General features: G+C 59.3%; 14 protein-coding genes. All 14 read left to right on the top strand.

Translation table 11 applies throughout. From position 1 onward, the window contains the following. Positions 1 to 17: 17 nt before the first annotated feature. Positions 18 to 518 carry a thiamine pyrophosphate-binding protein gene (locus tag IEI95_RS05245; protein ID WP_156532620.1) on the top strand — a complete coding sequence of 167 codons (501 nt, stop codon included), beginning with the start codon at positions 18 to 20 and terminating at the stop codon, positions 516 to 518. After that, positions 515 to 1,123 (top strand): thiamine pyrophosphate-dependent enzyme, encoded by a 609-nt coding sequence (locus IEI95_RS05240; RefSeq protein ID WP_060717304.1) that lies wholly within the window; start codon positions 515 to 517, stop codon positions 1,121 to 1,123. The genes IEI95_RS05245 and IEI95_RS05240 overlap by 4 nt, the downstream gene beginning before the upstream one ends. A gap of 13 nt (positions 1,124 to 1,136) precedes the next feature. Further along, positions 1,137 to 2,717, top strand: a complete 1,581-nt coding sequence (locus tag IEI95_RS05235; RefSeq protein ID WP_234890980.1) for a GMC family oxidoreductase — start codon at positions 1,137 to 1,139, stop codon at positions 2,715 to 2,717. 45 nt (positions 2,718 to 2,762) lie between these two features. After that, positions 2,763 to 4,157, top strand: a complete 1,395-nt coding sequence (locus IEI95_RS05230; RefSeq protein WP_156532621.1) for an amidohydrolase family protein — start codon at positions 2,763 to 2,765, stop codon at positions 4,155 to 4,157. Continuing rightward, on the top strand, positions 4,154 to 5,020 hold the full coding sequence (locus IEI95_RS05225) for an aromatic ring-hydroxylating dioxygenase subunit alpha (RefSeq protein WP_156532622.1): 867 nt from the start codon (positions 4,154 to 4,156) through the stop codon (positions 5,018 to 5,020). The genes IEI95_RS05230 and IEI95_RS05225 overlap by 4 nt, the downstream gene beginning before the upstream one ends. Continuing rightward, entirely contained in the window at positions 5,020 to 8,166 is a 3,147-nt protein-coding gene (locus tag IEI95_RS05220; protein ID WP_156532763.1) for a molybdopterin cofactor-binding domain-containing protein, read from the top strand. Before IEI95_RS05225 ends, IEI95_RS05220 begins: the two co-directional genes overlap by 1 nt. Beyond that, positions 8,163 to 8,648 (top strand): (2Fe-2S)-binding protein, encoded by a 486-nt coding sequence (locus tag IEI95_RS05215; RefSeq protein WP_156532623.1) that lies wholly within the window; start codon positions 8,163 to 8,165, stop codon positions 8,646 to 8,648. Before IEI95_RS05220 ends, IEI95_RS05215 begins: the two co-directional genes overlap by 4 nt. 1 nt (position 8,649) lies before the next feature. Then, on the top strand, positions 8,650 to 10,164 hold the full coding sequence (locus tag IEI95_RS05210; RefSeq protein WP_156532624.1) for an aldehyde dehydrogenase family protein: 1,515 nt from the start codon (positions 8,650 to 8,652) through the stop codon (positions 10,162 to 10,164). Positions 10,165 to 10,324: 160 nt separating this feature from the next. Beyond that, the gene (locus IEI95_RS05205) at positions 10,325 to 11,032 is read left to right on the top strand and encodes a CoA transferase subunit A (RefSeq protein WP_156532625.1); all 708 of its coding nucleotides are present in this window, start codon (positions 10,325 to 10,327) and stop codon (positions 11,030 to 11,032) included. Further along, a complete protein-coding gene (locus IEI95_RS05200) occupies positions 11,032 to 11,679 on the top strand; it encodes a 3-oxoacid CoA-transferase subunit B (protein ID WP_156532626.1) in 648 nt (215 codons plus the stop codon). The genes IEI95_RS05205 and IEI95_RS05200 overlap by 1 nt, the downstream gene beginning before the upstream one ends. Before the next feature lie 223 nt (positions 11,680 to 11,902). Next, positions 11,903 to 12,658 (top strand): FCD domain-containing protein, encoded by a 756-nt coding sequence (locus tag IEI95_RS05195; RefSeq protein WP_156537299.1) that lies wholly within the window; start codon positions 11,903 to 11,905, stop codon positions 12,656 to 12,658. After that, on the top strand, positions 12,655 to 13,794 hold the full coding sequence (gene lldD, locus IEI95_RS05190; RefSeq protein ID WP_194416116.1) for an FMN-dependent L-lactate dehydrogenase LldD: 1,140 nt from the start codon (positions 12,655 to 12,657) through the stop codon (positions 13,792 to 13,794). Before IEI95_RS05195 ends, lldD begins: the two co-directional genes overlap by 4 nt. Positions 13,795 to 14,139: 345 nt before the next feature. Continuing rightward, positions 14,140 to 14,979: a VOC family protein gene (locus IEI95_RS05185; protein ID WP_156532629.1), complete on the top strand. Its 840-nt coding sequence runs from the start codon at positions 14,140 to 14,142 to the stop codon at positions 14,977 to 14,979. 48 nt (positions 14,980 to 15,027) lie between these two features. Continuing rightward, the gene (locus tag IEI95_RS05180) at positions 15,028 to 15,879 is read left to right on the top strand and encodes a fumarylacetoacetate hydrolase family protein (protein ID WP_194416114.1); all 852 of its coding nucleotides are present in this window, start codon (positions 15,028 to 15,030) and stop codon (positions 15,877 to 15,879) included. The last annotated feature ends 96 nt before the right edge of the window (positions 15,880 to 15,975 follow it).

Genomic DNA, 15,975 nt, shown 5'->3' with positions numbered 1-15,975 from the left:
GGAAACGAGGGATCACCATGAAACCATCATCCGTCGATGCCGTTATCCGCGGCCTCAAGAAAGCCGGGGTCAGTGTCGTTTGCTACCTGCCCGACTCCCTGTTTAAGGAATTGTATCCGGCGCTGGATGCCGATCCTGAGATCCGCACCATCCGTGTCACCAATGAGGGCGAGGGGGCGGCAATCTGCGGGGGCGTGTTTCTCTCTGGCAAGCGGGCGGCGCTGGTCATGGAAAATTCCGGTCTGCGGGCTTCCGTCGAACCGCTGGCCCGCATGGGGCTGGGGGCTGGTATTCCGGTCGTCATGCTGATGAGCTATCGCGGCGAACTGGGTGAAAACAACTGGTGGGCCATTCCCCACGGCATCACCATGGAGCCGGTGCTGAATGCGTTGCGCATTCCCTACCGGGTGGTGCGCGAGGAAGACGAAATCGAGCAATCGATCGTGGATGCCTATAATTGGTCCTACAATGCCTACTACCACTCGGCCATCGCCCTTGGCGGGAGCATCGTCCGATGAAGCGATATGATTGCATGAAGCTGCTGGCCGCGCGGCTGGAAAACGAGCTTGTCATCCTGTCGCTCGGGGCCTCCGTTGATGAATGGTATAACGCCGCCCCGCATATGCGCCAAGCCAGCCTGTTCCAGCAGCAGCTTGGCTGCGTCACGCCGCAGGCCTTCGGGTTGGCGGCAGGGCTTCCGCATCGCCGGATCATTTCGCTCGATACCGATGGCGGCATGATGTTCAACCTCGGCATTCTCGCCACCCTTGGCAATGAACAGCCGAAAAACCTGTTCATCGTCGTCTGGGACAATGAGTGCTACCAGTCGATTGGCGGTCCGCCGACCCACACGGCTTTCGGGCGGGTGGATATTGCCGCCATTGCTCGCGGTGCCGGGATCGACAATGCCTTTACCGCCCGCACGCTGGAAGAGTTCGAGGCCCATTGCGAGGCGGGACTGAAGGCGGATGTTCCCTATGTGGTGGTTGCCAAGGTGGCAGGCACCGTGCAGCCGGATATCAAGCGCAAGCATTCGGATGGGCGCGAGGACAAATATATCTTCGTGCGCCATGTCGAGGCCAGCGAGGGCATCGTCATCATGGGACCGAGCGAGCACAATTGAGGCCGATGTCCCCATGTCCAATACGATGACTGAAGCACGGCCCCTCTTGCCACAACGCCCGCTGCAAAAAGCCTATGACTATATCGTCGTCGGCGCTGGCTCCGGTGGCTTGCCGGTGGTGCGTCGCCTGATCGATGGCACGGATGCGACCGTGTTGCTGGTCGAGGCAGGCGAACCGGGGATCGGCATGGCCGAGATTGACGATCCCCGCCAATGGGTGCCGCTGGGGCGCGGACGCTGGGACTGGGGCTATGATTATGCGCCCACCTCTCGCGTCAATGGCCATAGGATTGGCATTCCGCGGGGTAAAGTGTTGGGCGGCTCTTCGGCGATCAATGCGATGATGTGGTATCGCGGCCATTCAAATGACTATAACGCCTGGCAGGCCGCTGGCTGCGAGGGCTGGTCCTTTGAGGATGTGTTGCCATTCTTCAAGAAGGCCGAGGATTGGCAAGGGGGCGAAAGCCGCTGGCGTGGTGCTGGCGGTCCGCTGAAGATCACGACCAGCAAGACACTCCATCCGGTGGCCCGGGCGATGATGGAGGGCGCTGCCGATCTCGGCATTCCCGTAATCGATGATCCGAACGGACCAAGCAATGAGGGTGCCTGCCCCTCGAATTTCAATATTGTCGATGGCAAGCGCTGGAGTTCGGCTGAGGGCTATCTCTATCCGATCCTCGATCATCCGCGCCTGACCGTGCTGACCGGCTCGCAGGTTATCGGCCTGATGGTCGAAAAGGGTCGTTGCACGGGCATTCGCCATCTGGTGGACGGCAAGACAGTTGAGACCCTTGCCCAAAGCCAGGTGGTGCTGGCGGCTGGTGTTTTCGATACGCCGCGTCTGTTGATGCTTTCAGGCATTGGCGATCCCGAGGCGTTGAAACGGCTGGGCATTCCGCTCAATCATGCCCTTCCCGGCGTCGGGCGCAATCTTCAGGATCATCCGCTGGTGCAGGCCGTGGTCTGCCGGTCGAAAATGCCGCTGGGCGATGTGCTCGATAATGGCGGTGGCACGATGATGAATTGGAAATCATCTGCCCATCTCGGCCAACCGGATGTTCATGCCTTTCCGGTGCAGGGCAATAGCGCTACGCCTGCGCTGCGCGCTCTTTACGACATGTCCGGTCCGGTGTTTTCGATGGGGGCGGGCCTGATGCGCTCGACAAGCATCGGATATCTGCGCTTGCTGTCTGCCGATCCTTTTGGCCCGCTGGAGATCCAGCCGAATTACTTTGCAGACCCTGCTGATTTGGATGCGACGCTTCTGGCCATTGAGACAGTGATGGCTCTGGCGCAGACACCGGCTTTCGCTGCGCTGTTTGATGGGTTTGCCGCGCCAGACACAAAACTGTCGAGGGAAGGCCTTCGGGATTTTATTCGCAACGGCTGTTCCACTTTCTTTCATCCCGTCGGCACGGCCAAGATGGGCAGCGACGAGATGGCGGTGGTGGATAGCCGGTTGCGGGTGCATGGCCTTGCCGGGCTGACGATTGCCGATGCTTCGGTCATCCCCATTATTCCGACCTGCAACACCCATGCGCCGGTGACGATGATTGGTGAGCGCGCCGCCGCGTTCCTGATGCAGGCGGCGTGAAATTTGCATGCCCAGAAGGGCAGAAGGAAGATCCTGGAGATGAGCATGACTTCGAGCGCAATGATCGTCACCGCCGACACTCTGTTGACCATGGATGCCAAAAACAGCGTCATCCCAGGTGGTGCGGTTGCCATTGAGGACGGTCGTATCCTGGCGGTCGGTTCGCTGGAGACAGTGAAGGCCAGCCATCCGGCTCTGCCGGTCAAGAAAATCGACAATGCCCTGCTGATGCCGGGGCTGATCAACGCCCATGCCCATTCCGGCTTCCTGCGCGGCACGGCGGAACATTTGCCGGTCTGGGACTGGCTGACCATCCATATCAACCCGATGCACCGCGTGCTTCTGCCGCATGAAGCGGAGACGGCGTCCTTTCTGTGCTATGCCGAATCCGCGCTGTCTGGCACGACGACTGTTGTCGATATGTGGCGCTATATGGATGGCAGCGCCCGGGCCGCACAGTCCATCGGCACGCGCCTTGTTGCTGTTCCGTATGTTGGTGAGCATCCCGATTACAATTATTTCGAAACGCTCGACAACAATGAGGAGATGATTGAGACCTGGCATCGCAAGGCGGGGGGCCGCATCAATGTCTGGGTCGGGCTGGAACATCTGTTTTATGCCGATGCGGCTGGCCAACAGCGGGCCATCGCCATGGCCAAGCAGCATAACACCGGCTTTCACACCCATTGTTCGGAAGCGGAAGTCGAGGTTGGCGGTTTTATCGACACCTATGGCAAGCGCCCCATGCATGTTCTGGAGGATCTCGGCTTCTTCGAGACGCCGCGCACCATGCTGGCCCATGCCGTCTGGCTGGATGAGGCGGAAATCGAGCTGATTGCCAGATACAATGTCTCGGTCGCTCATAATCCGGTGTCGAACATGAAGCTCGCCTCCGGCATTGCACCGATTGCCGATATGCTGGCCGCTGGCATTCCGGTCGGCCTTGGCACGGATGGCGAAAAGGAAAACAACAATTTCGACATGTTCGAGGAGATGAAGACCGCATCCCTGCTCGGCAAACTGCGCCACCGCGATGCCGCCGCCATGGATAGTTGGCAATGCCTGCGCATGGCGACCATTCTCGGCGCAAGAGCTATCGGTCTTGAGGATGAAATCGGCTCTATCGAAGTCGGAAAGCGTGCTGATATCATTGCCGTGCGCACCGATACGCCGCGCATGACGCCACTGTTTGCCGACGGTCCCTATTTTAATGTGCAGCACAATCTCGTCCATGCGGTGCGCGGCGGCGATGTCGCCATGACCATGGTGGATGGTCAGGTGATCGTGGAGGATGGCGTGCTGAAGACCGGTGACATCAAGGCGATCATTGCCAATATCCATGGCATGGCGCCTGCACATTTTGCCCGCCGCGCCGCATGGCTTGCCGAAAACGGCGGCGGCACCAAGCAATGGATCAGCGAAGCGGAGGGTGTCAAATGAAGACGACCGACCGGGTCGCGCTTGACGATTGGTATGCGATCGCCACTGCCGGAGATCTCACGCCCCAGCCGGTGAAAACAAAGCTACTGGGCCAGCAGATCGAATATCGGCTGAACACGGATGGTGCGCCGCTGGTGCGCGAGGCGGGCCTGGACGGCTGCTATGGACCGGCCTTGCCCTTCCAGGTCAAATACGGCTGCCTGTTTACCACGCTTGGCACACCGGGAAAGGACATTGTCGATATCGTGGAAGCGGAAGAGGCGGATCGCCGGTTCGTGCTGTGCGGTTGGGTGACGATGCGGGCATCGGGTCTGCGCGTCGTCGAGAATTTCCTCGATATGGCGCATTTTCCCTTCGTGCATACCGATATTCTCGGGTCTGAGCCGTATACTGAAGTGCCGCACTATCTGTCTGAAATCCGCCGTGATGTGGATGAGGTCTGGGCGACCAATTGCACGTTTTTCCAGCCGCGCATTGCCGCGACCGAAAGCGACGGCGATTTTGTGCACCTGACCTACCGGGTGCCATCGCCCTTCGTGGTGATGCTCTACCGGGTCTGTCCCACATCGCCGGACCGGCTCGATGCGATTGCCCTGTTCATCCAGCCGATGGAGGACGGGCTCTGCCGCGCCCAGCCGGTGATGTATCTGGTCGATACCGTCTCGCCGCACACGGCACTCCTCAATTTCGAGCAGGTGATTTTCCTTCAGGATCGGATCATCGTTGAAAACCAGCGCCCCTTGCTGCTGCCGCTTGAGCCGCGCGCTGAAATCCCGACAAGGGCCGATTCTTCCTCCATTGCCTATCGTCGCTGGCTGAAGGAAAAAGGCCTCCGTTTCGGCACGACCGCAGGAGCCGGATGATGGAGGTGCTGGCCCCGAAAACGCTGGACCTGGCAATCGCTGAGGCGCAGCAGCCGGGCGCGCGCATCGTCGCCGGAGCGACGGCGTTGCAACTGGAATGGGCGAAGGGGCTGACGAAGCCGGAGCGTATGATCAGCCTCAGCGGGCTTTCCGCTTCGCTATCGGGTATTGTGGAGGCCGATGGGCTCGTTCGCATCGGTGCGATGACGACGCTTGCCAATCTTCTGGCATCGCGTGATCTTGCTATGGCTTTGCCCCTGCTGCATGCCGCCGTCAAATGGGTGGCAAGCCCCGCTGTGCGCACTCTCGCCACGCTTGGCGGCAATATAGCCGGGCGGGCCGGTTGCCTTTTGCCCGCACTGCTGGCGCTGGATGCTGTTCTGGAATTTGCCGCCTATCCTCAAGGCTTCAGCGTATCGCTGGAAGACTGGCTGGCCGACGCAGCGCAGCCTGCCGCGATCCTGACGGCTATTTTGATCGCGCCCCAGGAACCGCAGGAGTGCTTCACATTCCGCAAGATCGGTTTGAGAACAGCCTTCAGCCCCAGTGTCATCAATGTGGCAGGTCGCCTCATAGCGGGTCGGAGCGGTGCCGCTGCGGTGCGGTTTGCCGTGGGCGGCGGCATTGTGCTGCCCGCTCGTATGCATGAGGCTGAAGTGCTAGCGGCTGGTGCTGCCGAGGACGGGATCGATTGGGCGCAGGTTCATCCCTGCTTGATTGAGACAATGCACGTGCTGGGCGACGCATTTCGCTCTGCTGCCTATCGTCGCCACGTTGCGGCGAATGCCCTGACCTTCGGACTCGGTGGCTTTCTGCCCGGACGCATCCCGGACTGTCCTGTCGCCTTACCTATCGAGTTTGCCCGCCCACCGGAAGGCGAACTGGCGCTTGAGCGCCTACGGATGCCAGACCGCTGGCATATTCGCCCGGATGTGGAGCAGAAGATCCGGGGCGAATTGGCCTATCTGACCGATTATCGGGAGGAGGGCATGCTGGTCGGCCGCATCCTGCGCGCCGGGGTCGCCCATGCGCGTATCCTGTCCATCGACACAGTGGCGGCAGAAGCGTTGCCGGGCGTTGTCGCTGTTGTCACGCATCGCGACGTGCCGGGGCTGAATGCTTTTGGTATCGTGGTCCAGGACCAACCGGCACTATGCTTCGACAAGGTGCGCCATCGTGGCGATCCGGTCGCGGCGGTCGCGGCAATCGATGAAGAGACGGCGCAAAAGGCGTTGTCGCTGATCGAGGTCCGCTACGCGCCGCTGCCTGTCGTGGATGATATGGAAGCGGCGCTGGAGCCGCAGGCAGAACGGGTGCACGAAAGCGGCAATCTCCAGCGGGAAATTCTCTTCACCCGTGGCGATATTGTCGAAGGCTTTGCCAAGGCCGCCCATGTCATCGAAGAAACCTATGTCACGCCCCGCCAGATGCATGGCTTCATGGAGACGGAGGGTGGCTATGCGTTTGTCGGGCCGGATAGGCGGCTGAACATGTGCGCTGGCGGCCAGCATGGCGGGCGTGACCGGCTGCAATTGTCGCGTATCCTTGCTTTGGCCGAAGACGATATCAGGGTGGTGACGTCGCCGACCGGCGGTGCTTTTGGCGGCAAGGATGAGCTTTCTGTTCAGCCGGTGCTGGCGCTTCTGGCGCTGAAGGCAAGGCGGCCTGTCAGGCTACATTTGTCGCGGGCGGAGTCCATGCTCGCCGGTCAAAAGCGCCACCCGATGAAGATCCGCATGAAAACTGCCTGCGACGCGCAAGGTGTTTTGCTGGCCCAGCAGGTCGATCTGGTGGCGGATGCGGGGGCTTACGCTTCGCTTGGCCCGAGCGTTCTGGAAACGGCGCTGGAACATGCCATCGGCCCTTATGTGGTGGGCAATATCACCACGCGGGGCCGTCTCGCCTATACCAATAACGGACTTTGCGGCGCTTTTCGCGGTTTCGGCGCCAACCAGATGACATTTGCGGTGGAGTGCCAGATGGACAGGCTGGCAGCACTGTGCGGCCTCTCGCCTCTGGAGATCCGCAGGCGCAATCTGCGACAGCCAGGCTCTCCCGGCTATTTAGGGCAGGTCGTGTCGACCAGCGAACGACTGGAAGAAATGCTGGCGGCCGCCACGGCCTCTGTGCTTTGGCGCAAACCGCAGGGGATTGGTGCTGATCAGGAGTGGATAATCGGCACCGGCATGGCGCTGAATTATCAGGGCAATGGTCTTGGATCGGTCATTCCCGATCCAGCGGCGGGGAGGCTTGCGCTGACGAAGCAGGGTTTGATCGAAGGTGCATTCGGGTTGGACGAAATGGGGCAGGGGCTTTTACCGGCAATCTGCGCGGCCATTTCCGCCGAATTAGGTTGCGCGCGTCAAGATGTGCTCCCGCTTGTCGGAGATACATTGCTGGCACCGGATTCCGGTTCCACCACCGCCTCGCGTGGAAGCCATGTCGTTTGGGCCTCGGTGCGGCTGGCCGCTCCTGAATTTCGCAGACAAATGTGCCGTGCGGCGGCGGGATTGCTTGGCTGCGAGCCTGAACAACTGGTTCTGGCACCCGGCGGATTTGCGGAATACGGCACCCATAGCGGCACAATTTTGCTGCCCTATGCTGATCTCGCCGCCGCCTTGCCGGAGAAGGATTTGCCAAGCGTGACGGTGACGTTTGATTTTCCAAAGACCGATTATACGGATGCCAATGCCCGCTATATCTTTGCCTTCGGCGCTTCGCTGGCGCGTGTTGCGGTCAGCCGGGTGACGGGAGAAGTGCGGGTGCTTGATCTTCACCAGCATTCCGCCGCCGGACCGATCATCGATCTTGCCGCCTATCTCGGTCAATTGGAGGGTGGCTCGGTGCAAGGGCTGGGCTTCACGCTAACGGAGGATTGCCCGATGCAGGATGCCGCCTATCTGACCGGCAATTTCGACACTTATATGCTACCCGGCATTCAGGATGCCCCGCTCGGTCTGCATGTCTTTGCGCTTGACGATCTCGATCCCGGCGACGCGCTTGGTCCGCGCGGGGTCGGCGAACTCGGTATCGGTGCGGTCACACCGGCGATCGCCAATGCCATAGCGGCTGCCACCGGCTATTGGCCACCGGTCATGCCTGTCGGGCCGGAAACGCTTCTCACGCATCTCTCGGTGTTAGCATGAACCTGGGCTTCACACTGAATGGCGAGAGGGTCACTGTGGATTGCCAGCCGGAGACGCGGCTCACGGAGATCTTGCGTGACAAGCTGTATCTGACCGCCACCAAGCTTGCCTGCGCCATTGGCCGCTGCGGTGCCTGTAGCGTGCTGTTGAATGGCAGGCTTGCCAATGCCTGTCTGCTGATGGCCTGGCAGATTGAAGGTGCCGACATTCTGACGGCGGAAGGGCTGGCCTCCCATCCACTGGGAGAGGCGGTGCGTGAAGGGCTGGCAGAGGAAAACGCTTTTCAGTGCGGCTATTGCGCGCCGGGATTTTCGCTGGCGCTGGTGGCCTTGTTTGCCGACAACCCGCAGGCTGCGGAAAAGGACATTCGCGCCGGTCTGGAGGGCAATCTCTGTCGCTGCACCGGCTATCATTCGATCATCAGAGGGGCGTTGAATGCCGCTTGCCGCATTCGCGCCGCACACGCCATTTCCGGAGACTGACATGACCCTGGCACTCGACCCTATCGGCCCGAAAAACGAGGGCGCCAAAGCCTTTCTGGCCCGCCGCCGTAAGCAGATCTTGATCGGCGGGTTCTGGCGTGATGCCGGTTCCCGGCAATGGTTTGAGACGGCTGACCCGGCCTCTGGCGAGGTTCTGGCCGAGCTTGCCGAAGGAACGGTTGCCGATGTGGACGAGGCCGTGGCCAGCGCCCGTGCCGCTCTCACCTCTCCGGCATGGAAAGGGCTGACACCCTCGCAGCGCGGCAGGCTGTTGTGGAAAATCGCCGAGTTGATCGATGCCCATGCGGAGGAACTGGCGGAACTCGAAACGCTTGATCAGGGCAAGAGCTTCAGGACCAGCCGGTTTGCGGAAATTCCGGCCAGTGCCGAACAGTTTCGCTATTTCGCGGGTTTCTGCACCAAGATCCTCGGCACCACCATTCCGACCTCTATCGGCTATCAGCCGCAGGGCAAGCAGATCTTTGCCTATACCACCCGTGAGCCTGTCGGCGTGGTCGCGGCGATCACGCCCTGGAATTCGCCCCTGCTGATGGCGGCCATGAAGCTTGCGCCAGCGCTGGCTGCCGGTTGCACCGTGGTGCTGAAACCGGCGGAAGAAACCTCGCTGACGGCGCTGCGGCTGGGCGAGTTGATGCTGGAGGTGGGTCTGCCTGACGGCGTCGTCAATATCGTCACCGGCTTTGGCGAAACGGTGGGGGCGGCTCTGTGCACCCATCCCGATGTTGACAAGGTGGCTTTCACCGGATCGACCGAGGTCGGCAAGCTGATTGTGACTGCTGCTGCTGGAAATCTGAAAAAGCTGACGTTGGAACTGGGCGGCAAGTCGCCTGCCATCGTTCTGCCGGATGCCGACATGGCCCTGACTGTCGAGGGCATTGCGCGCGGCATCTTTAGCAATTCCGGTCAGGTCTGCGTTGCGGCCTCACGTGTCTACGCCCATCGGTCGATTTGTGAACAGGTGGTCGAAGGGCTGTCAAAGGCGGCTTCCACATTGCGTCTCGGTCATGGGCTCGATCCCGCCGTTGATCTGGGGCCGTTGGTCAATCGCCGCCAGGCCGACCGTGTTGCGGCCTATGTGGCGGAGGGGAGGGCAGAGGGCGCTGAAATCACGGCGGGTGGCAGCCTTTCAGGTGAAACAGGCACGTTTTATGCGCCGACCGTGGTGACGGGAGTGCGGCCCGACATGCGGTTGATGCGTGAGGAGATCTTCGGTCCTATCGTGGCGGTGACGCCCTTCGACGAGGTGGAAGAGGCGATCCTCTATGCCAATGACAGTCCTTACGGATTGGCGGGCAGTGTCTGGACCCGGGATCTTTCCCAGGCCCACCGATTGGCGGCGCAGGTCAAGGCCGGGACGATATGGATCAATTGCCATTCCTATTTTTCCCCAGAACTGCCGAAGGGTGGTCATCGTCAATCCGGCTGGGGCTATGAGAATGGCGCGCCGGGCCTGGAAAACTACCTGGAAACCAAAACCGTCTGTGCGCTAATTTAACGCCGAGAGTTTTTCTAATTTAAGATTGATGTTGATCACGGTTTCTTTCCTCCGTGCGCCGCTTTGCGCTTGCCGGACGCATTACGATGAAGTTTAAAGTTGATCTGGAGGCGCCAGCTCAAACAGGTTTCAGGACTGATTATTCAGGCGGGAGATACAGATGAAGAAAATATATGGTGACGCAAGTGCGGCCTTGGACGGATTGTTGTTCGATGGCATGACGATTTGCGCCGGTGGTTTCGGGCTTTGCGGCATTCCCGAACGCCTGATTGATGCGATTGTCGCGTCCGGGGTCAAGGATTTGACGATTGCCTCCAACAATGCGGGCATCGATGGGCATGGGCTTGGAAAACTTCTGCGCACCCGCCAGGTGAAGAAGATGATTTCCTCCTATGTCGGTGAAAACAAGGAATTCGAGCGGCAATTTCTGAGCGGCGAACTGGAAGTTGAATTCTGCCCGCAGGGAACGCTGGCCGAGCGCATGCGGGCTGGCGGTGCCGGTATTCCCGGCTTCTACACACGAACCGGCGTCGGCACTCAGGTGGCCGAGGGCAAGGAAACGCATATTTTCGATGGCGAAGTCTATCTGCTGGAGCGCGGCATCCGGGCCGATCTGTCGATCATCAAGGGATGGCGCGCCGATGAGGCTGGCAATCTGATGTTCCGCAAGACAGCGCGCAATTTCAACGCGCCTGCGGCAACATCCGGCAAGATCTGCGTGGCGGAGGTCGAGGAGATCGTGCCGGTCGGAAGTCTTGACCCTGATGCCATCCATCTTCCCGGCATTTATGTCAGGCGCATGATCGACGGTTCGCCTTATGACAAGAAGATCGAATTCCGTACCGTTACAGTAAGAGGAGCAGCCTGATGTCCTGGAGCAGAGATGAGATGGCGGCACGCGCCGCAAAAGAGCTCGAGGACGGCTTCTATGTCAACCTTGGCATCGGCATTCCGACGCTGGTGGCAAATCACATTCCGCCTGGGGTTGAAGTGACGCTGCAATCCGAAAACGGAATGCTGGGGATCGGGCCGTTTCCCTTTGAGGGTGAAGAGGATGCCGACCTGATCAATGCCGGCAAGCAGACGATCAGCGAATTGCCATCATCCAGCTATTTTTCGTCCGCCGACAGTTTTGCGATGATCCGTGGTGGCCACATCGACCTTACGGTGCTGGGCGCGATGGAGGTCTCGGCCAATGGCGATATTGCCAATTGGATGGTCCCCGGCAAGATGGTCAAGGGCATGGGCGGCGCGATGGATCTCGTGGCCGGTGTCAAGAAGGTCATCGTTGTCATGGAGCATTGCTCCAAAGCAGGCGAGTCCAAGTTCATTCCCGAATGCACGCTGCCGCTGACCGGGCTGAATGTGGTGGACATGATCATTACCGATCTCTGCGTATTCGTGCGGTCTGATCGCGCTGGCACGTTCCGGCTGGTGGAGCTGGCGCCTGAGGTCACCGTGGCCGATGTCCAGGCCAAGACCACAGCTGCTTTCGAGATTGCCGAAGGCCTTTAAACGCAGGCTTCAAGCTAGTCATGCCAAAGCCCCTACAGCGTCTGATCAGATGCTGTAGGGGCTTTTTATTTGGCATTCGTGACCTCTAAAGAGATTGCTCATAAAATTGGTCCCACCAATTTTTGATAAATTGGTGAAAAAATCGTGATATTTGAGCATTAATCCGAATATTGCTTAATTCGTAGAGTTTTGGTACGACCAATAAAACAAAAGGGTTCTACCAATGTCGCTGACCGGGCGCATCGAAGCCATGATTGCTGAGCGCAAGCTAAGTCCAGGTGACCGTCTGCCGCCGGAGCGCAGCCTGGCGGCGGAGCTTGACGTCTCACGGTCGCGGCTTCGGGAGGCAATCCAGCAGTTGATCAGCCGTGGAATCGTCGTCAGCCGTCGGGGTGGGGGCACTTTCGTCGCCATTGAGGAGGCCGCTCGATCGCTGGAACGGGCGCTGGAGCCGCTTTTGCCGATGGTTCAGGGCGAGGCGGGGTATTGGCGCGATGTGATGGAAATTCGAAAATCGCTCGATACGGATGCTGCCTATTACGCGGCCTTGCGGGCTACTGACCTGGACAAAGAGCGGATGACAGTGGCCTTTGCAGCGATGAGTGCTGCGGAAGGTGGCAATCCGCAGAGCCAGGCGCGGGCTGATGCAGCTTTTCATATGGCGATTGCCGAGGCATCGCATAATGTCGTGTTGCGCCAGATTGTTGCCGGACTATCCGAACTTCTCCAGCAGAGCATCGCGCAAAGCCTGATGCAGTTCTATCGCCAACTGGATCTTGCGCCAGCGTTAGAGCGCCAGCATGGCCTGATTCTGGGCGCTATCCTGGCCGGGCAGCCGGATGAAGCCCGCAAGGCGGCGGCAGATCACCTCGCCTTCGTGGAGGAAAACCTTCGTGTCATCGAGGACAACCGCGCGCGGGAGCTGCGAGCCTCAGAGGCTTTGCAAAGACCGGAATTTCAGGGGGAAAATTTATCATGATCATTTCGTCCTCGACCGATTACCGCGAGGCGGCCCGCCGCCGCCTGCCGCCCTTTCTGTTCCATTACATCGATGGTGGGGCCTATAGCGAGCACACGATGCGCCGCAATATCGATGATCTTACCGATCTGGCACTGCGTCAGCGAGTGCTGAAAAGCGTGGGTACTGTTGATATTTCCACGACGCTTTTCGATGAAGAGCTGGCTATGCCGGTCATTCTCGCGCCCGTAGGATTGACGGGCATGTATGCGCGGCGCGGCGAAGTGCAGGCCGCGCGCGCAGCGGAAAAAAAGGGTATTCCGCTGACGCTTTCGACAGTGTCCGTCTGCCCGATCGAGGAGGTGCAGGCGGCCATCAACCGTCCGATCTGGTTCCAGCTCTATGTGCTGCGCGATCGCGGCTTCATGAAAAATGCGCTGGAGCGGGCCTGGGCGGCAGGTATCCGCAAGCTAGTGTTCACCGTTGACATGCCCGTACCCGGCGCTCGCTATCGTGATGCCCATTCCGGCATGTCCGGCCCGAATGCTTCTGCGCGTCGCCTTATCCAGGCCGTCATGCACCCCACATGGGCTATCGATGTCGGCCTGTTGGGAAAGCCGCATGATCTTGGCAATGTTTCGGCCTATCGCCAGCAAAAAACCAATCTGGCCGACTATGTCGGCTGGCTCGGCGAAAATTTCGACCCCTCGATTGGCTGGAAGGATCTCGAATGGATCCGGGATTTCTGGAAGGGACCGATGATCATCAAGGGCATTCTCGACCCGGAGGATGCGAAAGATGCCGTGCGCTTCGGCGCTAATGGCATTATCGTCTCGAACCATGGTGGACGCCAGCTGGACGGCGTCCTGTCTTCCGCCCGCGCCTTGCCAGCCATTGCCGCTGCGGTCAAAGGTGACCTGACGATCCTTGCCGATTCCGGCATTCGCTCGGGTCTTGATGTCGTGCGGATGATAGCGCAGGGAGCCGATGGCGTGTTGATCGGACGCGCTTTCGTCTATGCATTGGCCGCCGCCGGGCAGGCAGGCGTGGAAAATCTGCTCGATCTCTTCGCCAAGGAAATGCGGGTTGCCATGACGCTGACCGGCGCGCGTTCTATCGCCGAAATTTCCCTCGATAGCCTGGTGCGTGGCCTCTGAAAGCCCAGAATTTGCCTTAGGAAAAGTAGAGCCGGCTTTGCGGAAGACCCGCATACCTCTCTTTGCAGGGGCATGGATGAGGCGCCTGTGGCCAACAGCTGAGGTGCCCATTGATCAATGGCGATATTGACGTTTTGGGACAGAAAATATCACGCCTCTGCCGTCCGCACGTTTCCTTTGATGTCTTCCAATAGCTGTGCATGGTTGCGTTCCGTCAATTCCGGCAGGAATGGCGCTCATGCGCCATACGGTGTGTATTTATCAAATTTTTTATTTTATCAATTTTTTGTATTGAATAATTATCAAAAAACGATAATTTGTAAAAACATCATCAGGGAGGATCAAATGGCATTCACAGCCGTTCAAGCAGGTGCGTACCTGCATCACGTTGCATTCGAAAGCTCCAATCCTGAGCGTCTGGCGCGGTTCTATGCCGATGCCATGGACATGAAGCTCGAAAAGGTTGGAGACGAGTGGATTTGTGAAGGGCCAAAGCGCCGCTTCATCGCCGTTGCTGGAGCTGACAAGAAGCTGGCTTATTCCGGACTTGCTTGCCGCAATGCCGAAGGGCTTGCGCTTCTGCGGGCCCGGGTCGATGCCGAAGGCATTGCGGTGCTGGCCAGCCCTTCGCCCTATTTTGAAGATGGTGCATTCGCGGTTCGCGATCCCGACGGACGTATGGTGTGCTTCGGTGTGGCCAAGCCAGACAAGCCGGGCGCCAAGGGTATCCAGGGGCCAACGCAGCATCTGACCTATGCATCCGAGGATGTGGCTGCATTTGTTGACTTTTACGTCGGCAAGCTGGGTTTCCAGCTGACAGACCGCGTGCTGCATGAAGATGGCCGGCTTGCCACCGCCTTCACGACCTCCAATCACGAGCATCACACCATCGCCTGCTTCTATACGCCGGGCCGCGTTGGCGTCGATCATCATTCCTATGAGGCTGGGGAATGGAACTATATCCGTGATTGGTGCGATCATCTGGCAATTCATGATATCCAGCTCAGCTGGGGTCCCGGTCGCCATGGTCCTGGCAACAATCTCTTCATTTTCATCACGGATCCGGATGGCAATTGGATCGAGATCTCGGCTGAACTGGAAGTTATCTACGATCGTGACACGATGGATTGGCCGCAGCATCCGCGCACGCTCAACAAATGGGGCGAGGCGATTCTTCGCTCCTGATCCGGTTGTCAGATCTCACTTCCAAGACCAATTCTAGGAATTAGTGACATGCAATTTTTAAGTTACACCCGGCTTGGCCGGGCAGGTTTCGGCGTTCGCGTCGACAACGGTATCGTTGATCTGACCGGCAAGCTTGCCGCCGATGTCGTGACGCTGAAACAGGCTATCGAAGCCGGTCTGCTCGAGAGCGCTCAGGATTATATCTCCGGGCGGCGAGCTGAGTTCACCGAGGCTGATATTGCGCTTCTGCCGGTTGTGCCGGATGCTGGCAAAATCCTCTGCGTCGGGTTGAACTATGAAACCCACCGTGCGGAAACCAAGCGGCCAGATGCCAAATATCCGACGATCTTCACCCGTTTCGCTGACACTCAGATCGCTCATCGCCAGCCAATCCTGAAGCCCCGGGTGTCGGATCATCTGGATTATGAAGCCGAGCTTGCTGTCGTCATCGGCCGCGGCGGACGCTATATCGCCGAGGAAAATGCTCTCGATCACGTGGCGGGATATACCTGCTATAACGATGCGACCATCCGTGATTGGCAGCGGCATACGTTCCAATTCACGCCGGGCAAGAATTTCCCGGCAACCGGCGCATTTGGACCGCAGCTCGTAACCCCCGATGAAGTTGGCGATTACACGAAGCTGAAAATCACTGGCCGTCTCAATGGTCAGGTGATGCAGGATGCAACACTGGCCGATCTGATCTTCCCCATCGCCACGCTGATTTCCTATTGCTCGCACTTCACGCCGTTGCAGCCCGGCGACGTGATCCTCACGGGTACGCCAGGTGGTGTTGGAGATCGCCGGGAGCCGCCCCTGTTCATGAAGGCGGGGGATGTTTTCGAAGTGGATATTCCCGGCGTTGGTTTGCTGGTCAACGCTGTCGGCACGGAGCCCTGAACAGCGCAGCCCTGCGGCGCGGGGCGGGAGGACTGCGCCACCCATCTACAGCAAGCTCCCTGGGTTCATTCGGACCCAGGGGCGAAATCTACTGTA

The sequence above is a fragment of the Agrobacterium vitis genome (genome assembly GCF_014926405.1).
Lineage (GTDB): Bacteria > Pseudomonadota > Alphaproteobacteria > Rhizobiales > Rhizobiaceae > Allorhizobium > Allorhizobium vitis_H.
The sequence above is the reverse complement of the archived record's forward strand: the minus strand, read 5'-3'. Positions and strand labels throughout refer to the sequence as shown.